At 63.0% G+C, this 18448-nt stretch carries 22 protein-coding genes; 13 read left to right on the top strand and 9 right to left on the bottom strand.

The window, feature by feature from the left end; translation table 11 throughout:
* Positions 1 to 71 precede the first annotated feature (71 nt).
* Entirely contained in the window at positions 72 to 842 is a 771-nt protein-coding gene (locus M727_RS0112490; protein ID WP_027152969.1) for a transglycosylase domain-containing protein, read from the bottom strand.
* A 79-nt stretch (positions 843 to 921) separates the two neighbouring features.
* On the opposite strand from M727_RS0112490, the gene M727_RS0112485 reads away from it, so the two are divergent.
* On the top strand, positions 922 to 1839 hold the full coding sequence (locus M727_RS0112485) for a polyprenyl synthetase family protein (protein WP_027152968.1): 918 nt from the start codon (positions 922 to 924) through the stop codon (positions 1837 to 1839).
* Between the two features lie 25 nt (positions 1840 to 1864).
* Here the strand turns inward: M727_RS0112485 and M727_RS36330 are convergent, their stop codons facing one another.
* From M727_RS36330 to M727_RS0112460, 5 genes are all read right to left on the bottom strand, one after another.
* Positions 1865 to 2755: a LysR family transcriptional regulator gene (locus tag M727_RS36330; protein ID WP_036262160.1), complete on the bottom strand. Its 891-nt coding sequence runs from the start codon at positions 2753 to 2755 to the stop codon at positions 1865 to 1867.
* 293 nt (positions 2756 to 3048) lie between these two features.
* Complete coding sequence (locus tag M727_RS36325) at positions 3049 to 3210, bottom strand: hypothetical protein (RefSeq protein WP_198032638.1); 162 nt, start codon at positions 3208 to 3210, stop codon at positions 3049 to 3051.
* 243 nt (positions 3211 to 3453) lie between these two features.
* Positions 3454 to 4326, bottom strand: coding sequence for a lytic transglycosylase domain-containing protein (locus M727_RS0112470; protein ID WP_027152967.1), 873 nt, complete (start codon positions 4324 to 4326; stop codon positions 3454 to 3456).
* A 4-nt stretch (positions 4327 to 4330) separates the two neighbouring features.
* Positions 4331 to 5584 carry a flavodoxin-dependent (E)-4-hydroxy-3-methylbut-2-enyl-diphosphate synthase gene (gene ispG / locus M727_RS0112465; protein ID WP_027152966.1) on the bottom strand — a complete coding sequence of 418 codons (1254 nt, stop codon included), beginning with the start codon at positions 5582 to 5584 and terminating at the stop codon, positions 4331 to 4333.
* Between the two features lie 375 nt (positions 5585 to 5959).
* The gene (locus M727_RS0112460; protein WP_023797036.1) at positions 5960 to 6145 is read right to left on the bottom strand and encodes a YdcH family protein; all 186 of its coding nucleotides are present in this window, start codon (positions 6143 to 6145) and stop codon (positions 5960 to 5962) included.
* Between the two features lie 240 nt (positions 6146 to 6385).
* Between M727_RS0112460 and M727_RS0112455 the strand changes: the two genes are divergently transcribed.
* Positions 6386 to 6589, top strand: a complete 204-nt coding sequence (locus M727_RS0112455; RefSeq protein ID WP_023797035.1) for a YdcH family protein — start codon at positions 6386 to 6388, stop codon at positions 6587 to 6589.
* 33 nt (positions 6590 to 6622) lie between these two features.
* Here the strand turns inward: M727_RS0112455 and M727_RS0112450 are convergent, their stop codons facing one another.
* On the bottom strand, positions 6623 to 7426 hold the full coding sequence (locus M727_RS0112450; protein ID WP_027152965.1) for an IclR family transcriptional regulator: 804 nt from the start codon (positions 7424 to 7426) through the stop codon (positions 6623 to 6625).
* A gap of 123 nt (positions 7427 to 7549) precedes the next feature.
* On the opposite strand from M727_RS0112450, the gene M727_RS0112445 reads away from it, so the two are divergent.
* The 11 genes from M727_RS0112445 to M727_RS0112395 all read left to right on the top strand — a co-directional run bounded on the left by M727_RS0112445 (position 7550) and on the right by M727_RS0112395 (position 16278).
* Positions 7550 to 8425 carry a transporter substrate-binding domain-containing protein gene (locus tag M727_RS0112445; protein WP_027152964.1) on the top strand — a complete coding sequence of 292 codons (876 nt, stop codon included), beginning with the start codon at positions 7550 to 7552 and terminating at the stop codon, positions 8423 to 8425.
* A 71-nt stretch (positions 8426 to 8496) separates the two neighbouring features.
* Positions 8497 to 9162: an amino acid ABC transporter permease gene (locus M727_RS0112440; RefSeq protein ID WP_027152963.1), complete on the top strand. Its 666-nt coding sequence runs from the start codon at positions 8497 to 8499 to the stop codon at positions 9160 to 9162.
* A gap of 1 nt (position 9163) precedes the next feature.
* Entirely contained in the window at positions 9164 to 9814 is a 651-nt protein-coding gene (locus M727_RS0112435; RefSeq protein ID WP_027152962.1) for an amino acid ABC transporter permease, read from the top strand.
* A gap of 4 nt (positions 9815 to 9818) precedes the next feature.
* A complete protein-coding gene (locus tag M727_RS0112430) occupies positions 9819 to 10613 on the top strand; it encodes an amino acid ABC transporter ATP-binding protein (RefSeq protein ID WP_027152961.1) in 795 nt (264 codons plus the stop codon).
* 36 nt (positions 10614 to 10649) lie between these two features.
* Positions 10650 to 11111, top strand: a complete 462-nt coding sequence (locus M727_RS0112425; protein WP_027152960.1) for a RidA family protein — start codon at positions 10650 to 10652, stop codon at positions 11109 to 11111.
* Between the two features lie 24 nt (positions 11112 to 11135).
* Positions 11136 to 12341 carry an aminotransferase class V-fold PLP-dependent enzyme gene (locus M727_RS0112420; RefSeq protein WP_027152959.1) on the top strand — a complete coding sequence of 402 codons (1206 nt, stop codon included), beginning with the start codon at positions 11136 to 11138 and terminating at the stop codon, positions 12339 to 12341.
* 103 nt (positions 12342 to 12444) lie between these two features.
* On the top strand, positions 12445 to 12942 hold the full coding sequence (gene purE / locus M727_RS0112415; protein ID WP_027152958.1) for a 5-(carboxyamino)imidazole ribonucleotide mutase: 498 nt from the start codon (positions 12445 to 12447) through the stop codon (positions 12940 to 12942).
* Entirely contained in the window at positions 12939 to 14015 is a 1077-nt protein-coding gene (locus tag M727_RS0112410; RefSeq protein ID WP_027152957.1) for a 5-(carboxyamino)imidazole ribonucleotide synthase, read from the top strand. The genes purE and M727_RS0112410 overlap by 4 nt, the downstream gene beginning before the upstream one ends.
* A gap of 178 nt (positions 14016 to 14193) precedes the next feature.
* Positions 14194 to 14319 carry a type B 50S ribosomal protein L36 gene (ykgO, locus tag M727_RS0112405; protein WP_006327841.1) on the top strand — a complete coding sequence of 42 codons (126 nt, stop codon included), beginning with the start codon at positions 14194 to 14196 and terminating at the stop codon, positions 14317 to 14319.
* 219 nt (positions 14320 to 14538) lie between these two features.
* Positions 14539 to 15123, top strand: a complete 585-nt coding sequence (locus M727_RS0112400) for a hypothetical protein (protein ID WP_027152956.1) — start codon at positions 14539 to 14541, stop codon at positions 15121 to 15123.
* A gap of 87 nt (positions 15124 to 15210) precedes the next feature.
* Positions 15211 to 16278 (top strand): alpha/beta hydrolase, encoded by a 1068-nt coding sequence (locus M727_RS0112395; protein ID WP_027152955.1) that lies wholly within the window; start codon positions 15211 to 15213, stop codon positions 16276 to 16278.
* 33 nt (positions 16279 to 16311) lie between these two features.
* Here the strand turns inward: M727_RS0112395 and pyk are convergent, their stop codons facing one another.
* Together pyk and M727_RS0112385 are read right to left on the bottom strand one after the other, a co-directional pair.
* Positions 16312 to 17748, bottom strand: coding sequence for a pyruvate kinase (gene pyk / locus M727_RS0112390; protein WP_027152954.1), 1437 nt, complete (start codon positions 17746 to 17748; stop codon positions 16312 to 16314).
* On the bottom strand, positions 17745 to 18191 hold the full coding sequence (locus M727_RS0112385) for a DUF1036 domain-containing protein (RefSeq protein ID WP_236385304.1): 447 nt from the start codon (positions 18189 to 18191) through the stop codon (positions 17745 to 17747). The genes pyk and M727_RS0112385 overlap by 4 nt, the downstream gene beginning before the upstream one ends.
* Between the last annotated feature and the right edge of the window lie 257 nt (positions 18192 to 18448).

Here is an 18448-nt window from a genome sequence, read left to right as displayed (position 1 = left end):
AATCTGAGAAAGTCGGGTGCCTATACACGCCCTGCGCCGTTTTGGCCAGCGCCGTCGCGAATTTTTTTAAGCTATCGCAGACAGCCGACATAGGCGCCGGACCGACCCGCGCGCCGCTCGATCAGCGAGGCCAGCCGTCTCAACCCCGGCCCGGGCTTCGCCGGGTTGCGGGCGATCGGGTTCGGCAGGGTGACGGCAAGCAGCGCCGCCTGGCGACGCGACAATCGTTTTGCCGAAACCCCGAAATGGTGCTGGGCGGCAGCCTCGATGCCATAGATGCCCGGTCCCCATTCGGCGATATTGAGATAGATTTCCATGATGCGCCGTTTCGACATCACCATGTCGACATAGACAGCCAGCGGCAGCTCGACGACTTTTCGGACCGAGCCCAGCGGCCGCGACCACAGATAGAGGTTCTTGACGCTCTGCATGGTGATGGTCGAGGCGCCGCGCGTCATCTCGCCGGCCAGCGCGTCGTCGACGACGCCCCTCAACTCGCCGAGGTCGATCCCGCGATGGAAACAGAACTGCCCGTCCTCCGACATGATGACCGAATGCGCCAACGCCGGCGCCACATCGTCGATCGAGACCCAGCGCCGGTCATAGCCGGAAAACGTCGCCAGATCCTTCAGCATCAGTGTCGATACCGGATGCACGAACGGCGGCAGATACAGAAAGGTCAACACCACCGGCATCAGCGCCAGCACCACGGCGACGGAGATACCGCGCCGGACCCAGTGCCGAGGCCAACGTTTGAGACCGATGCGATTGCCGCGTTTCGGCCTCACCATGTCCAGCCCTTCGGTTTCGTGATCGACGATCGGTTCCGCCAAGCCGCTCAATCCATGCTGCTCCCTGCCCCCGGCATAATGGCGCTTGGCTTCTTGCGCAACGTCTGAGTGTCGGCTACCGGTCCCCGGCATGGCGAAAGACGATCAAATACCGTTCGAGGCAGCGCTTCTCGCACGCACAGGGCCGATCGAGGCGCTGCTCAGGCGGCTGCTCGATGACCGCCCGCTTTCAGGCGAGATCGCGCGGCCGCAGCGTTTGATGGAGGCGATGCGCCACGGCGTGCTGAATGGCGGCAAGCGCCTGCGCCCTTTCCTGGTCATGGAAAGCGCTGCGCTGTTTTCCGCCGACGGCGAGGCGGCGCTGCGCGTGGCGGCGGCGCTCGAATGCGTGCATTGCTATTCGCTGATCCATGACGATCTGCCGGCCATGGACGACGACGATCTGCGCCGAGGCCAGCCGACCGTTCACAAGGCCTTCGACGAGGCGACCGCCATCCTCGCCGGCGACGCCTTGCTGGCGCTCGCCTTCGATATCATTGCCGACGAAGCGACGATGCTGCCGGCCGAACGGCGGGCGGCGCTGGTGCTGGCGCTGGCCCGCGCCGCCGGAGCCGGTGGCATGGTCGGCGGCCAGATGCTCGATCTCGAAGCCGAGCGTATACGGCCGGAGGAAGCCGGCATAATCCGGCTTCAGGCGATGAAGACCGGCGCGCTGATCCGCTTCGCCTGCGAGGCGGGCGCAATTGTTGCCGGCGCGCCGGCGGCCGACCGTGAAAGACTGGCGGAATTCGGCTCGGCGATCGGGCTTGCCTTTCAACTTGCCGACGACCTGCTCGATCTGACTGCGGATGCGCGCCAGATGGGCAAGGCGACCGGCAAGGACGCAGCCGCCGGCAAGGCGACGCTGGTGGCGCTGCACGGCGCCAACTGGGCGCGGGACCAGCTTCAAGGCCTCGTCGACCAGGCCCACGTCTTGCTTTGTCCCTATGGCGAAGACGCCGTGCTTCTGAAGCAGGCAGCGGAATTCGTGGCGGCCCGCAACAGCTGACGCTGTTCCAAGCTGTACTCCCGTCCTATGGCGCGCCGTGTAGCCAAGGAGGGTTGGCGAACTGTTCGGCCAGGAAATCCACGAACACGCGCACGCGCGGCGACAGAATTCGGCCAGGCGGATAGACAGCGCAGATTGGCGCTCCGTCAGGATGATTGTATCCGGTGAGCAGCGCGGTCAGTCTGCCTGCCTTGATATCCGGCCCGACCAATATCTCCGACATGCGGATGATGCCTATACCGGCGAGCGCAAGCCGGCGTAGCGCTTCGGTGCTGTTGGCCTCTATCGGGCTGCGGATACGCATGCTTTGCAGACCGTCCGGGCCATCGAACTCCCAGATATTGAGACCGCCGCGTGCTGTGACGCCAAGACAGACATGACCTTGAAGGTCGTCTGGCGTTGTCGGCATGCCATGTCTTTCGAGATATCGAGGTGATGCGCAAATGACACGGCGATTGGGCGCCAGCCGCCGCACCACCAGCCTGGAATCGCTGTGTGCGGCAACGCGCACGGCGACGTCGGTTTCCTCAGCCAACAGGTCGACAATGGCATCTGTGAACATCAGCTCGAGCTCGACGGCCGGGTAGCGATCGATGAAGGCTGGCAACATCGGCACGATCAAGCGATGGCCGAAGGCGCTCGGAAGACTGACGCGCAGCCGGCCGCGCGGTTCTGCTCCGGGTTGAACCGCGATTTCAGCCTCTTTGATGTCGTTCAGGATGCGGCGAGCGCTTTCGGCATAGGTGCTGCCTTCCGCCGTCAAGCTGATGCGCCGCGTCGAGCGCTGCAGCAAGCGCACGCCAAGGCGGGACTCAAGCCGACCGATGATTTTGCTGACGGCCGAAGGTGTCATCCGCAGCCGGCGTGCCGCTGCCGAGAAGTCGCCTTCCTCGACAACTGCCAGGTACACACCCATCGTCTCTTGCCGGTCGATGATATCTATTCCAATTCGTCACAGATGAACGGAAACTATCACCGATTATCAGCAGATGCGAACCATAATATGTTTTCCTCTTCAGCATGCAAAATGCTGGCAAGGAGGTGCCATGAGTTCAGAACACGTAAACCTGCGAGATGCTCACGACGTGCATCGGTGGGCACGTCGTCAGCGCAGCGCCGCAATTGGGCGGTGGTGTCTTTGGCTTATCCGTACGCTCAATCGGTCACGTCAAGGAATGGGAAAACGCTCAAGGCGAAGCAACGTCCGGGCTAGCGCAGCCGGCCGATCGGAATGATTTCTGGCGATGTTGGAGCGTATGGCTCGCCACGCCAGTTGCCGAGCCATTCTTCGACGACCAGCCCGGTCTGGTCCAGCATCTGCGCAAGGCTTTCCTTTGTCGGCACGGCGATTTTCGATTCGGCGCTGAGCACGCGTCCGCTGCCGGGCATTTCGTAACGGGTGGAGTAAGTGACGACACCGGTAGCGGGATTGTGGCGGAAATCGTTCGAAGTCCACGCCGCCTTCGTTCTCCCATATCATAGAACTGGACGAGGCCGGGATCGTTGTAGAGACGGTCGGTCATGGTAAGCCTATAGCTGAAGCCGTGGACCAGCAGAATTCGTGGAATAAAAGCGCAGCTTCGATGGTTTGTCGGGAAAATCAGTCGGCACCCATCACCGATTCCGCACCACAATGCATGCACCGCCGACGCTTTGCAGTTTCCGGCAGATGTTGTCGGCCTTGGCTTTGGAGTCGGCGCCGATCCGGACAGCATAGATGCCGCGCCTGCCGATCGGCGAGCGCACCCGGCTGACGACCGGATCATGGCCCTTAAGCAAGGCCGGAAACCGGCGCTTTACACCAGTCCATTGATTGAGCGCCGCGGCGCGGCGGAAATTGCCGGCCACCTGCACGCCCCACGGCTTGATGTTGATCGACGCCATCGCCACGGTTTGGGACTTGATGATCGGCAGCTTGCGGCAGGCGACCGCAAAGCTTGCTTTCTTGTCGAGCGGCTGGATGCTGCCGGCATAGGCGGTGTCGGTGAACCTGTCGGCCGGCTCGCCCATGATATCCAGGACGTAGTTTTCGGTTTCCATCGGCAGGAAGCCACCGGAACTCAGCCAGCGCGACACCCGGCTTTCGCCGGCATTGTAGGCGGCGGCGGCCAGGCCCAGATTGCCAAAGCCGGTTTTCATCTCGGCGAGATATCTTGCCGAGGCCGGAATGGCCTGCTCGATATCGAATGAATTGGCGAGGCCGCGTATCTTGGCGGTGCCCGGCATGAACTGGGCAATGCCTTCGGCGCCGACCGGACTGACCGCATTGGGATCGAAGCGGCTTTCCTTCCAGATCAGCCGTGCAAAGAAGTCCTTGGGCAGGCCGTTTCGATCGGCATGCGCCTCGATCAGATTGCAAACACGGTCGAGCAGCCGCTGCTTGGCGGGACGCGGCGGATCGGCGTGGACGGCCGTCGCCCAGCCCAGCCCACCAAGCAAAACCAATCCACCAAGCAAAATCGGCGTCACCCAGGGGAAGCGCCGCATCGACCTACTCCGCCGCAGCCTTGCCAGGTTGCCCAAACCGCTGCTCGATATAGTCGGCGACCATTTTCTCGAAGTCGGCGGCGATCGAAGGGCCGCGCAGCGTCGCCGCCTTCCTGCCGTCGACGAACACCGGCGCCGTCGGCGTCTCGCCGGTGCCGGGCAGCGAAATGCCGATATCGGCATGTTTGGATTCACCCGGACCGTTGACGATGCAGCCCATCACCGCGACTTTGAGGTTTTCGACGCCGGGGTATTTTTCACGCCACACCGGCATGTTCTTGCGCAGATCCGCCTGGATGTCCTGCGCGAGTTCCTGGAACACGGTAGAGGTGGTGCGGCCGCAGCCGGGGCAGGCGGCGACGATCGGTACGAACTGCCGAAACCCCATGGTCTGCAGGAGTTCCTGCGACACTTGCACCTCGCGGGTGCGGTCGCCGTTCGGCTCCGGCGTCAGCGAGATGCGGATCGTGTCGCCAATGCCTTGCTGGAGAAGAATGCCCATCGCCGCGGATGAGGCGACGATGCCTTTCGAACCCATGCCGGCCTCTGTGAGGCCGAGATGCAGCGCGTGGTTGGAGCGGGTGGCAAGCTCGGTGTAGACCGCGATCAGATCCTGCACTCCGCTGACCTTGGCCGACAGGATGATCTTCTCGCGGCCAAGGCCGATCTCCTCGGCCATTTCGGCCGACAGGATCGCCGACTGCACGATCGCCTCGCGCGTTACCTCCTGCGCGGTCAGCGGAAAGCCCTGGCGCTGGTTGTCGTCCATCAGCCTGGTCAAAAGCTCTTGGTCGAGCGACCCCCAGTTGACGCCGATGCGCACCGGCTTGTCGTACCGGATCGCCATCTCGACGATCGCCGCGAACTGCCGGTCCTTCTTGTCCTTGAAGCCGACATTGCCGGGATTGATGCGGTATTTGGCCAGCGCCTCGGCGCAAGCCGGGTGGTCGGCGAGCAGCTTGTGGCCGATATAGTGGAAATCGCCGACCAGCGGCACATTGATGCCGAGCCGTTCGAGCCGCTCGCGGATGGCGGGCACGGCGGCGGCACTCTCGTCGCGGTCGACGGTGATGCGCACGATCTCGGAGCCGGCGCGATGCAGCGCGGCAACTTGAGCGACTGTCTGGTCGACATCGGCGGTGTCGGTGTTGGTCATCGACTGAACGACGACAGGGGCGCCCCCGCCGACCATCACGCCGCCGACGTCGACACCGACAGACGTGCGGCGCGAGAAGGGTGAAGAAAAATATCCGGTCATGGCCGGCTGCCCTTTGTTAGCGCCGAATTCCGGAATCGGTTTCCGGAAACAATCTGCGCAAAAATCAAAATACAGCGTCCATTGCGCGTCCGAAAGGAGGCGCGGCGCTATAGAAGGTCCCGGCATGAGGTGGAGGAGCAAAGATGGCTTGTCAATGGCGACAGGCAGGCAAACCTGTCAAATCGAACCGCCGGACAAACAGGGAAACGCTCCGGCGGCATTGGTTGCCACCGGAGAAGATGGTCGGGAAAAGCGCGCACTGTTCCCTGCATGACCCCGAAACCGAAAGGATTTTCGGAAAGGACCATGCGCTGAAATCAGAAGCACGACGCGCCCTTTGCGCGTCCAAAGGACGCGCAGCGCCGTAGATGAGCGTCAGTGCGTGGTGGGTTTCGGTTTCGCCTTCAATTTCTCAATCTCGTCCTTGAGCGCCAGCTTGCGCCGCTTGAGATTCACGATTTCGAGGTCGTCGACCGATGGATGGTTCATCGCATCATCGATTTCGCGTTCGATGTCGCCGTGTTTCCGCTGCAGCTCATCAAGATGGGATGCAAGAGACATGATTGGTTCTCCCTTTCATGGTTTCCTCGATTGCAGCCGTCAAGGCGCGTCCCACCGCAATTTCGCTTCTGTGACGGCATAATGACAGTGTGCCACTATCGGGCACCGATGTCGAATGCTGCGTAGTAGCATTCCACGACAATACGAAATGTGGTATTGGCTGCGCGCCGGTGCAAGATACCTCCGGCCTCGCCCAATCAGGCCCATTTTTGGGCGCCGCAGACGTGCAGACGGTAAATAATGTCCGAACAGGAACAGGCCGATATCCGCCTCGAATATTCTCGGCTAAAGCAAGAACACGCCGATTTCGACGCGGCGATCAACGCGATGATCGCCATGGGCTGCGACCCTCTGCAGATCCAGCGCATGAAGAAGAAAAAGCTCTTCCTGAAAGACCGGCTGATGGCGCTGGAAGACCGGATCATCCCCGACATCATCGCGTGAGCGAATCCCACTTACGGTCGCGACAAATCCTGCTCATCCCGTGATCGAAAGCCTCGCGGCGCGTTCGCGCAGCAGGGCGATGAGATCGCCGGTCTTTTCCTCGGAAGTGTCGATGGGAACCACCAGGCATATCGTCGCCTCGACCTTGCCGGCAGCTGAAAAGACCGGCGCGGCAAGGCACTTTGTATAGGCGTCGACAAGACCGGAGGTCACACAGTAGCCGGCAGCCCCGGCCGTAGCGATATCTTCTATGAAGTCGTCCAGCAGCAATCTGCGGCCATCCGGCAGGACGAGATCGTCTTCGGACACCATGTCTTCGATCACCGCCCGTTCGAAACCGGCGAGAAGCAACCGCCCGGAAGCGGTCCAGGGAAGCGGTATCTGCAGACCCGTGGCCGAACTGATCCGGAACGGCCTGGTGCCCGGGCTTGAATGGACAATCGTGTAGCGGCCGTTTTGCAGCATGCACAATTCGGAGGTCTCGCCTGTCTCGCGCGAAAGATTGTCGACTTCCTGACGCCCTCGCCTGAGCAGGTCGTTGCCGCGCACATAGTCCATTCCGTAGAGATAAAGCTTCTTCCCGAAATAGACGCGATTGCCGTCGCCGGCCATTTCCAGCAGGCCCGCATCCACGAGCGAGCGCACGAGCGTGTAGATCGTCGAGCGCGGCGCATTCACTCCCTTGGCGAGATCGCCAATCCCGATCGCTCGCTGGTTCGCATGAAGAAACTCCAGGATATGGAGCACGCGGTTGAGACCCTTCTCGCGGGAGCCCGCAATCCTGTCGTCGTCCGGACCAGCGTCCGGCCGAACTGCCAAGGCATTGCCATCTTGCATTGCTGATTCCTGATGTTAGTATCTGTCTCGTACAGGATACATGTGTCTTTTGTAAGAGACAATCGAGCAGATTACCGATGCATGTATCGGCAAAGGGGAACACAACACGAAAAGGAGGTCGCCGTGAACGACACATCCAAAAGACGTGATTTTCTGAAACTGGCTGGGCTTGCAACGGCCGGAGTGGTGGGCGCAGCGACAACAGTCGATGTTCAGAAGGCGGCGGCGCAGGCGGCACCGGACAGCCTGATGCGCACCGTTCTCGATCGCGGCAAGGTGATCGTCGGTACCGGCAGCACCAACGCGCCCTGGCACTTTGAAAACGACGCCGGCGAACTGGTCGGCATGGACATCACCATGGGGCGCATTCTTGCCAAGGGACTTTTCGACGATACGACCAAGGTCGAGTTCGTCATGCAGGATCCGGCCCAGCGCATTCCGAACGTGACCACCAACAAGGTCGACATTTCGATCCAGTTCATGACCATGACCGCCCAGCGCTCGCAGCTGATCCACTTCTCCCGGCCCTATTACGTCGAAGGCATCGCCTTGCTGACCCTTCCAAACGCCGAAAACAAGACCTTCGACAAGCTGCTTGCCGGCGGTTCGGCGACGCGGGTTTCCATCCTGCAGAATGTCGATGCCGAGGCAAATGTGCACATCGTCCTGCCGGAGTCGCAGGTGATGCAGATAGACACGCAGGCCAACGTGCTGCAGGCACTGGAATCGAAACGCGTCGACGCCGCCGCCGTCGATCTGTCGACGGTTCGCTGGCTCGCCTCGCGTAATCCGGACAAATACTTCGATGCCGGCAAGAGCTGGTTCTCGATGCTTTACGGCGCCGCACTTCGGCAAGGCGACCTCGACTGGCTGACCTTCGTCAACACGACCTTCACCACCGCCATGTTCGGCCATGAGACGGCGCTCTACGACGCTGCATTCAAGGACTATTTTGGACAGGAGCCGCCGGCGCGCCATCCCGGCTTCCCGGTCATCTGATGCAAGCAGGCGGAAGGGCTTGCGCCCTTCCGCGGCTTATCATCGACAGCCCTCGATAATGACAGGGACACATGGGCTATACCCTGAACTTCAACCTGATCTGGCGGCATTTCGACAAGCTTTGGGGCGGGCTGCTGCTCAGCCTCGAGCTGGCCGTGATCTCCATCGCGATCGGCATCCTCATCGGACTGCTTCTGGCGATCTGGTACGTGTCGGCCGGGCGTGCGGTGCGGACCGTCATCGCCGCCTATGTCGAGTTCATCCGCAACGTGCCGCTGATCCTGCTCGTCTATCTCGTCTTCTACGGCCTGCCGACGGTGGTCGACATCGCCTACAGCGCGCAGACCTCGTTCATCGCCACGCTGTCGCTCTATAGCGGCGCTTATCTGGTCGAGGTGTTCCGCTCGGGGCTCGAAGCGGTTCCGCGCGGACAGCTCGACGCCGGCAAGGCGATCGGCCTGACGCCATGGCAAAGGCTGGTCCATGTGCGCCTGCCGACGATGCTGCGCATAACGCTGCCCGCGCTTTCCAACACGTTCCTGTCGCTGTTCAAGGACACGTCCGTTGCGTCGGTCATTTCGGTGCCCGAACTCACCTACGGCGCCCAGTGGATCAACTTCAACACCTTCCGCATCGTCGAGGTCTACCTTGTGGTGACGGCGATGTATCTCTTGACGGGCTACGCGCTTCTTTTTGCACTTCGGCTTGTCGAGCGCCGGTTCAGGGCGGCGCACTAGGATGCTTGGCCAGATCGCCTATGCCTTGCCCTTCCTGGCCCAGGGTTTTGCCGTGACGCTATTGGTGTCACTGCTGGTCGTGGTGTTGTCGCTCGTCGCCGGCGTGATGATGGGCGTCGGCCTTGTCTATGGCCCGGCTCCGCTGCGCTGGGCGGTGCGCATTTTCAGCGATACCATTCGCGGCATTCCGATCCTGGTGCTCATCTTCTTCGTCTATTACGGCCTGCCTGCCGTCGGCCTCCATCTGGAATCCTTCTGGGCAGCCGTGCTGGCGCTCACCCTGTTCAAGACGGCGCAGGTCATCGAGTATCTGCGCGGTGCGGTCGGTTCCATACCGAAGGGGCAGTCCGAAGCGGCGATGGCGATCGGGCTGACCTTTCGCCAGCGACTGGCCTACGTCATCTTCCCGCAAGCGTTCAGGCGTTTCCTGCCGCCATGGATCAATGGCGTCACCGATGCGGTGAAGGGCAGCGCGCTGGTCTCGCTGCTCGGCATCACCGACCTGATGCATGCCATCAACCAGGTCATCGGCCGCACCTATGAAGCGATGCCGCTCTACATCCTCGGTGCGGTCATCTATTTCGCCGTCAATTACGCGCTCTCCCTGGCCAGCCGACGGTTGGAGCGGCGTTTCTCCTTCATCCGGGAATAGCAAGATGCCCATCGCCACGCCCGCCAATCCGGCGCTTCTCGATGTCTCCGAGGTTTCCAAATCCTTCGGATCCGTCGCGGTCCTGCGCGCCGTCAGCCTGCAGGTGACGCGCGGCGAGGTGGTGACTGTCATCGGGCCTTCCGGCAGCGGCAAGACCACGCTGCTGCGCTGCGTCAACTTCCTGGAGAGCTACGACAGCGGCTCCATCCGCATCGACGGCAAGGAGGTCGGCTTCCGCGACACGGGAACACGCCAGCGCCGCAGCGAGCGCGACCTGGCGAAGATGCGGGCCGAAACCGGGATGGTGTTCCAGAGTTTCAATCTGTTTCCGCATCTGACGGCGGCCGGCAACATCATGCTTGGCCTGCGCAAGGTGCGCGGCAAGAGCAGTACCGAGGCCCGCGCCATTGCCGAGCACTGGCTCGGCCGGGTCGGCCTTGCCCACAAGGCCGACAGCCTGCCGGCCGAGCTTTCCGGCGGCCAGCAGCAGCGAGTCGGCATTGCCCGCGCGGTGGCGATGGAGCCGAAGATCCTGCTTCTCGACGAAATAACCTCCGCGCTCGACCCGGAACTCGTCGGCGAGGTGCTCGAGGTCGTGCGCAGCCTGGCCGAGGACGGCATGACGATGGTGATGGTCACGCACGAGATGGCCTTTGCCCGCGATGCCTCGAGCCGCATCATCTTCATGGCAGATGGCGGCGTCAGCGCCGCAGGCCCGCCCGCCGAGATACTGGGCGCGGAGATCGACAATGAGCGTCTCCGCAGTTTCCTGGCGCGGTTTCGTGCCTCGCATTTCTGACATCGGACGGCGAAAGCTGTCGCAAGGAGCCTTTTCATGACGCCTTACATCCGGCTCGCCGAATTGGGCCTGACGCTGCCCGAGCCGCCGACGCCGATCGCCAACTTCGTCACGCACGCCGAAAGCGGACGGCTGATCTTCCTCTCCGGCCAAGGGCCGTTGCGCGCCGACGGCACGCTTTGCACCGGCAAGGTCGGCGAGGACGTCACGGTTGAAGAGGCCTATAAGCATGCCCGTCTCACCGGCCTGAACCTGCTCGCCGTCATGCACGCTGCGGCAGGCGACCTCGGCCGCATTGTGCGCGTCGTCAAGCTGCTTGGCTTCGTCAACGCGATCCCGACCTTCAGCGACCATCCGAAGGTGGTGAATGGCTGTTCCGATCTTTTCGCCGCTGTCTTTGATAGTATCGGCGGGCACGCCCGTTCGGCGATCGGTGTCGGCTCCCTGCCGGGCAACATCACCGTGGAAATCGAGGCGGTCGTCGAGATCGCCGCCTGAAGTCTACCAATGGGACCTCCAGAGATGAAAACCTATTCCGCAAACGGCTCCAACACGACAATCCGCGAACGGCTCGGCCTTCGCCCGATCATCAATGTCTCCGGCACGATGACGGCGCTCGGCGCCTCGATCATCGTCCCGGAAGCGATCGCCGCCATGTCGGAGATCGCCTCGCAGTGGGTGGAGATGGACGATCTGCAGCGCGCTGCAAGCACGGTCGTCGCGCGCCTCACCGGCGGCGAGGCCGGCTTCATCACCGCGTGCTGCGCCAGCGGCATCACCATGGCCATTGCCGGCATGATGACCGGCACCAACCTTCTGGCGATCGAGCGGCTGCCGGACGACACCGAGGGCCTCAAGTCCGAGGTCATCGTCCAACTCGGCCACATCGTCAATTACGGCGCGCCGATCGACCAGTCGATCCGGCTCGCCGGGGCAAGGACCGTACCGGCCGGTACGGTCAGCGTGACTCAGGATTATCATGTGCGCGAGGCGATCCGCGACCGCACCGCAGCAGGCCTCTATGTCGTTGCCCATCACACGGTGCAATACGGCATGCTCTCGCTCGAGGAGTTCTGCGAGATCTGCCACGCCAAGGGCGTCCCGGTGATCGTTGACGCCGCCTCCGAATACGATTTGCGCGGCTTTCTCGCGCGCGGCGCCGACATCGTCGTCTATAGCGGGCACAAATTCCTCTCGGGACCGACAAGCGGCATCGTCACCGGGCGCAAGGATCTGGTGCGCGCCGCCTATCTGCAGAGCCGTGGCGTTGCGCGGGCGATGAAGGTCGGCAAGGAAAGCATCGCCGGCACAATGGCCGCACTGGAGGCCTGGGAGCGGCGCGATCATGCCGGCATCCGCAAGCGGGAAGAAGCGGCGCTCGATCTGTGGAAGGACGCATTGCAGGGCCTGACCGGCATCGCCCCGCATGTCATTCCCGATCCGACCGGCAATCCGCTCGACCGCCTGCAGGTGTTTGTTGCGCCCGAAAGCAGATTCACCGCCGCCGGCCTTGCGTCGGCGCTGGCGGCCGGTTCGCCTCCCATTATCGTGCGCAACCACGAGGTCGAGCGCGGTCACTTCTTCCTCGATCCGTGCAATCTCCATCCTGGCGAGGCGGAAATCGTCGCCGAGCGCCTGCGGGCCGTGTTGAGCGCCGCCGAGCGTCCGGCGGATGCGATGAAGTCGGCCCGCAAAGATAGCGCCGGCGCCTTGCGCTGGCCGGATTAGGCAATGATGGCGCCTCGCGCCAGAACGCTTGCGCAGAGGCAAGCATCCTTGCCGTCGATCCCGAATTCCGCTAAGGCGCGCCTTTGCCGCCAGGAGCAGAAGCTTGGACGATCAACGCGCCGACGTCGCCATCATCATGGGCAGCCAGTCCGACTGGGCGACGATGCGCCACGCCGCCGAAACGCTGGAGGCACTGGGCATTTCGCACAAGCGGCTGATCGTCTCGGCTCATCGCACCCCCGACCGGCTCTATGACTTCGCCAAGGGTGCCAAGGCGGCCGGCTTTCGGGTGATCATCGCCGGCGCCGGCGGTGCGGCACACCTGCCCGGCATGACGGCGGCGATGACGCCGCTCCCGGTTTTTGGCGTGCCGGTGGAATCGAAGGCGCTTTCCGGGCAGGATTCGCTGCTCTCCATCGTGCAGATGCCGGCCGGCATTCCGGTCGGCACGCTGGCCATCGGCAAGGCGGGCGCCACCAATGCCGCCCTTCTGGCTGCGGCCGTGCTGGCGCTGACCGACGAAAAGCTCGCCGCCCGGCTCGATGCCTGGCGCGCCGCCCAGACCGCCAAGGTCGCCGCCGAGCCCACGGACACGCCATGAGCCTGGCCGCCGGATCGACCATCGGCATCATCGGCGGCGGCCAGCTCGGCCGCATGCTGGCGATGGCCGCGGCGCGCCTCGGCTACCGCACGGTCGTGCTGGAGCCGCAGCCGGATTGTCCGGCGGCACAGGTCGCCAACCGGCAGATCACTGCCGCTTATGACGACACGGCCGCGCTCGCCGAACTGGCTGCAGTCAGCGCCGTCGTCACCTACGAGTTCGAGAACGTTCCGGTCATGGCCGCCAGCGCGCTTGCCGTCACGGTCCCCGTCTACCCGCCGGCGCGCGCGCTGGAAGTAGCGCAGGACCGGGTGGTGGAGAAGAAATTCCTCAACGGCATCGGTATTCCCACCGCGGATTTCTGCCCCGTCGACAATGACGACGAATTGACGGCGGCACTGAAAAAGTTCGACGGCAGCGGCATATTGAAGACGCGACGCATGGGCTATGACGGCAAGGGCCAGCGCGTATTCCGCAACATGGAAACAGGCGGCTTTGCCGGCACCTGCGAGGCGATGGGCAACGTGCCGCTGATCCTCGAATCCTTCGTCGCCTTCGAACGCGAGATCTCGGTGATCGCGGCGCGCGGCATGGACGGTTCGCTCGCCGCCTACGATCCGGCAGAAAACATCCACCGCAGCGGCATCCTGCACAGCTCGACCCTGCCGGCCAGGATAGGGTCCGAAACCGCCGCTGCAGCGCAGGCGGCGGCAGCAGAAATACTCGCCGCGCTCGACTATGTCGGCGTCATCGGCATCGAGTTCTTTGTCCTTGCCGACGGCGCGCTGCTGGCCAATGAGATCGCGCCGCGTGTTCACAATTCCGGCCACTGGACGGAAGCCGCCTGCCTCGTCTCGCAGTTCGAGCAGCACATTCGCGCCGTCGCCGGCCTGCCGTTGGGAAACCCCGGCCGCCATTTTGACTGCGTCATGGAAAACCTGATCGGCGACGATATCCTGCGCGTCCCGGCCCTGCTCGCCGAGCCCGATCTGATGCTGCATCTCTATGGCAAGGCCGAGGCACGCCCCGGCCGCAAGATGGGCCATTTTACGCGAATGAGCCGCCACCGTTGAGGCTATTGGACGGCGCCGCTCCAATGCCGTCGATAGGGCAGAAACTCAAACTCCGCCACATGCTTGGTTGACACGGGCAAGGCTCCTCGTTTATGAGCCACGCACAAGTTGAGAGGCGCGCTTTCCGAGCGCGCCTTAATAATTCGGCCCAAGCGGGCCCAGACCGACGGGCAAGACCATGAAGATCAAGAATTCGCTCAAGGCGCTCAAGGCGCGTCACCGCGACAACCAGCTGGTTCGCCGCAAGGGCCGCGTGTACATCATCAACAAGACCGCTCCGCGCTACAAGGCGCGCCAGGGCTGAGTCTTTTCGCGTTGGGGGCGCCTGCCTCCGCGCCTGCATGATGTACCGCATCGATCCAAAAATCGGAATCGATTTTCGGAAAGCACGATGCCAGGAATTCAAAATGCTGGAACGTCCTTTACGCGTCCAAAAGGACGCGTGGCGCTCTAATACCGGCCTGCCGGCCCTTTCACGCTAAATTCAGTTTGACGATCCGCTGTCCGGGGTTAGATTCCGATCATGCGGATACATTTTGCATTCTTCGCGGCGCTTTTTCTTTTCGGTCTCGCCCCGCTTCCGGCTCAAGCGGAAGACCCGGTCACCCCTCCGGTTGCCACGACCAGGGAGGAAAGGCTCGACCAGCTGTTTGTCGACCTGAAGCGTGAGCGCAATGAAAAAGCCGCCGAGCGCATCGCGGCGCGCATCTCGCACGAGTGGTCGCAATCCGGCAGTGCCTCGATCGACCTGATGATGCAATGGTCGCAAAAAGCGGCCGAAGACAAGAAGTTCGACGTGGCGCTCGACTTCCTCGACCAGGTGGTGACGTTGCAACCGGCCTATGCCGAAGGCTGGAACCGGCGCGCCACCGTGCATTTCATGATGAATAACTTTGGGAAATCGATGGCGGACATCGACCGCACGCTGCAGCTCGAGCCGCGCCATTTCGGCGCGCTGTCCGGCCTGGCGCAGATCATGGCGGTAACCGGCCACAAGCAGTCGGCGCTGGAAGCCTGGCAGCGCGTGCTCAGCATCTATCCGATGATGCGCAGCGCCCAGGATCAGGTCGGTACGCTTTCGGAAGAACTTGCCGGCGAAGGGATCTGAATTCCCGGTTGGCGGACAATTCCACTTGAGTGAAAGTCTTTTTAGCTGGACTGTGAACTAATTTCGCTCCGGTCCGTATCTCTCCCCATGAACCCGATCTACGCCGCGCTCGCCTTCCTCCTGGCGCTTGTGTTCACCCTTGCAGGTGTCACCCGCGCCGGTTCATGGCTGATCGAGCGCCGCAATCCGCCGATCGGCGACTTCGCGGATATAAACGGTGCCCGCATCCACTACGTTCACGTTCCGGCGCGGGAAAACGCCGAACTGCCGCCGATTGTCTTTATCCACGGCGCCAGCGCCAATCTCAGGGATCAGATGCTGCCGTTGAGGCCCTTGCTGGAAGGCCGTGCCGAGATGCTGTTCTTCGACCGCCCGGGGGCAGGCTGGTCGGCGCGCGGCCCCGGCAACAACGAGACCCCATCGGCACAGGCCAGCACCATCGCAGCGCTGATGGACCATCTCGGCATCAGGAAAGCCATCATCGCCGGCCATTCCTTCGGCGGCTCGGTGACCACCGCCTTCGGCCGCGAGCATCCCGACAAGACGCTCGGCCTGGTGTTCATGGCGCCTGCCACCCATCCCTGGCCGGGCGGCGCGACCGCCTGGTACTACAATTTGACGACCATTCCGATCGTCGGCCGGCTTTTTTCCGAAACGCTGACCTATCCGTCGGGAACGCTGCAGATGAATGCCGCCACCGCCTGCGTCTTTGCCCCCAACAAGGTGCCGAACTTCTATGTCGCCGAGGTCGCGATCCCGCTGGTGCTTCGGCCGAACGCCTTTCGTGCCAACGCCACCGATGTCGCCGGGCTTTATCGCTACACGCTCGATGCCGCACCGCACTACCGCGATATCAAGGCGCCGACTGTGGTCATCTCGGGCGACCGCGACAAGGTGGTCTATGCAACGATCCATTCGGTCGGCCTCGTCCGCGATATCGCCGGGGCCGAACTGGTCTGGGTCCGCAATCTCGGCCACAAGCCAGACTGGATAGCACCCGATCTCGTTGTCGGCGCGATCGAAAAGGTCGCCGGCAGGGACGTGGACCTTCAGGCAATGGCGAAGGCCGTGGAAGTCAGGATCGCCGGCGACACCTACGGCGCCGGCAAATGCGCCGACATCAAAGCGCCGGACGCCGAACTCGCGCCAATTTAGAGCAACCGAAATCATTCGAAGCGACGGCCAAGCCTAGCGGCGGGCCTGCACGTCCGATCCGATATAGGCGATGCGCAGCATGTTGGTGGAGCCGGGCGTCCTCAACGGCACGCCGGCCGTGATGATGACCCGGTCGCCGGGCTTGCCGAACCCCTCGTCCAAAGCGATGCGGCAGGCGCGGTCGACCATGTCGTCTAGGTCGATGGCGTCGGGCGAGACGACGCAATGCGTGCCCCACAAAAGCGATAGCCGCCGCGCCGTGTTGACGATCGGCGACAGGGCGACGATCGGTACCTGCGGCCGCTCGCGCGCGGCGCGCAGGCCGGTCGTGCCGGACGCCGTATAGCTGATGATCGCCGACAGTTTCAGCGTCTCGGCGATTTCGCGGGCGGCAAGCGAAATGGCGTCGGCGCCGGTCGCTTCCGGCTCCGAGCGCTGCGCATTGATGATGCCGGCATAGGTCGGGTCGGTTTCGACCTTGCTGGCGATGCGGTTCATCATCGCCACCGCCTCGACCGGGTAGGCGCCGGCCGCGGATTCGGCCGAGAGCATGATGGCGTCGGCGCCTTCGAACACGGCGATCGAGACGTCCGACACCTCGGCGCGGGTCGGCACCGGCGCGGTGATCATCGATTCCAGCATCTGCGTGGCGATCACCACCGGCTTGCCGGCGCGGCGCGCGGCGCGGGTGATCTGCTTCTGGATGCCGGGCACGGCTTCGAGCGGCATTTCGACGCCGAGATCGCCGCGGGCAACCATCAGTGCGTCCGAAAGTTCGATGATCTCGGCCAGCCTGGCGACGGCTTGCGGCTTTTCGATCTTGGCCATGATCAGCGCCCGGCCGCGCGCGATCTTGCGCGCTTCCGCCAGATCCTCCGGCCGCTGCACGAACGACAGCGCCACCCAGTCGACGCCGGTGGCCAGCACAGCATCCAGATCGCTGCGGTCCTTTTCGGTCAGCGCGCCGACCGGCAGGTCGGTGTCGGGCAGGCTGACGCCCTTCTTGTCGGAGATGCTGGTGCCGGCGACGACGGTGCAGACGATCGCCTGTCCGTCGCTCTCCACCGCCTTCAGCTCGAGCTTGCCGTCGTCGATCAAAAGACGGTGACCGGCCTCGACCGATCTCAGGATTTCCGGATGGGGCAGATAAACCCTGGTCGAGTTGCCGGGCTCGGGATTGTCGTCGAGCGTGAAGGTCTGGCCGAGTGTCAGCGTCTCCTTGCCGTTGGCAAACTTGCCGACCCGAAGCTTGGGTCCCTGCAGGTCGGCGAGAATGCCGATCGGCCGGCCGACCGCTTTCTCGACGGTGCGAATGCGACCGACAAGTGTGCGCATCAATTCATGATCGGTGTGGCTCATATTGATGCGAAACACGTCGGCGCCGGCTTCGAAAAGCTTCTTCAGCATGTCCTCGGAGGAGGAGGCCGGACCGATGGTGGCGAGTATCTTGACCTTGCGGCTGCGTCTCATTGACTGTTTGTTCCCGGAGCGGCTGGAACGCCCCCCGTTGCGGGGTCATCGGTCAGCTGGACCATCCAGCTTGCCTGCTCGCCCGTGTCATATTCCTGGAATCCGGCGCGCTGGAAGCCCCGGGCGACGCAATCGCTAACGCCGGCGATCTTGAACTCTTTTTCGGCCACGCACATGTTGATCGGACCATCCCAGCGCCCGCCGCGCTCGGCGTCTTCTGCATAAAGATAGTAAAATCTTGATGACAGCGGGCCCTCGATCAGCGTCTTGCAGCTCGAACCCTCGATGTGCCACCAGCCTTCGGTGATCCAGCCGGCCTTGGCGCGATAGCCGATGCCGACGCCGACCAGGTTCTGCGTGGCGTTGCAGACACGGAAATCGGCGCACGCCGGCGAGGCAGCAACCATCGCGGCGAGGCCAACGGCAAAGGTCAGGAGCGGCATGGCGAAGGCATAACGCACACGCGGCCTGCCGGCGGAACCCATCCTGAAACCTCTCAAGAACCACATTTGCATCTCTCAACGCCCCTTTTCGGAAAAGTCCGGGCGCATGTCAACGCGCCCTTCCGCTCAATTCCAATCGATTTAGAAAGGCTCCGGCGCACGGTCTGTCGCCTTCTGCCAGATTTCCGCAGAAACCGTGGCCAAACGACGGCATTGCGTAATCCTCCCCTTCGTGCAATGACGATACCATCCTCCCC

The organism is Mesorhizobium sp. WSM2561 (genome assembly GCF_000513915.1).
Taxonomy (GTDB): domain Bacteria; phylum Pseudomonadota; class Alphaproteobacteria; order Rhizobiales; family Rhizobiaceae; genus Mesorhizobium; species Mesorhizobium muleiense.
This window is presented reverse-complemented; position numbering and strand designations above follow the sequence as displayed.

Bases quoted from the DNA above. Each gene is read 5' to 3' on its own strand.
- M727_RS0112485 (WP_027152968.1), top strand. From the start codon at position 922: ATGGCGAAAGACGATCAAATACCGTTCGAGGCAGCGCTTCTCGCACGC.
- M727_RS36330 (WP_036262160.1), bottom strand. From the start codon at position 2,755: ATGGGTGTGTACCTGGCAGTTGTCGAGGAAGGCGACTTCTCGGCAGCG.
- M727_RS0112470 (WP_027152967.1), bottom strand. From the start codon at position 4,326: ATGCGGCGCTTCCCCTGGGTGACGCCGATTTTGCTTGGTGGATTGGTT.
- ispG (WP_027152966.1), bottom strand. From the start codon at position 5,584: ATGACCGGATATTTTTCTTCACCCTTCTCGCGCCGCACGTCTGTCGGT.
- M727_RS0112460 (WP_023797036.1), bottom strand. From the start codon at position 6,145: ATGTCTCTTGCATCCCATCTTGATGAGCTGCAGCGGAAACACGGCGAC.
- M727_RS0112455 (WP_023797035.1), top strand. From the start codon at position 6,386: ATGTCCGAACAGGAACAGGCCGATATCCGCCTCGAATATTCTCGGCTA.
- M727_RS0112450 (WP_027152965.1), bottom strand. From the start codon at position 7,426: ATGCAAGATGGCAATGCCTTGGCAGTTCGGCCGGACGCTGGTCCGGAC.
- M727_RS0112440 (WP_027152963.1), top strand. From the start codon at position 8,497: ATGGGCTATACCCTGAACTTCAACCTGATCTGGCGGCATTTCGACAAG.
- M727_RS0112435 (WP_027152962.1), top strand. From the start codon at position 9,164: ATGCTTGGCCAGATCGCCTATGCCTTGCCCTTCCTGGCCCAGGGTTTT.
- M727_RS0112430 (WP_027152961.1), top strand. From the start codon at position 9,819: ATGCCCATCGCCACGCCCGCCAATCCGGCGCTTCTCGATGTCTCCGAG.
- M727_RS0112425 (WP_027152960.1), top strand. From the start codon at position 10,650: ATGACGCCTTACATCCGGCTCGCCGAATTGGGCCTGACGCTGCCCGAG.
- M727_RS0112420 (WP_027152959.1), top strand. From the start codon at position 11,136: ATGAAAACCTATTCCGCAAACGGCTCCAACACGACAATCCGCGAACGG.
- M727_RS0112410 (WP_027152957.1), top strand. From the start codon at position 12,939: ATGAGCCTGGCCGCCGGATCGACCATCGGCATCATCGGCGGCGGCCAG.
- ykgO (WP_006327841.1), top strand. From the start codon at position 14,194: ATGAAGATCAAGAATTCGCTCAAGGCGCTCAAGGCGCGTCACCGCGAC.
- M727_RS0112400 (WP_027152956.1), top strand. From the start codon at position 14,539: ATGCGGATACATTTTGCATTCTTCGCGGCGCTTTTTCTTTTCGGTCTC.
- M727_RS0112395 (WP_027152955.1), top strand. From the start codon at position 15,211: ATGAACCCGATCTACGCCGCGCTCGCCTTCCTCCTGGCGCTTGTGTTC.
- pyk (WP_027152954.1), bottom strand. From the start codon at position 17,748: ATGAGACGCAGCCGCAAGGTCAAGATACTCGCCACCATCGGTCCGGCC.
- M727_RS0112385 (WP_236385304.1), bottom strand. From the start codon at position 18,191: ATGCCGCTCCTGACCTTTGCCGTTGGCCTCGCCGCGATGGTTGCTGCC.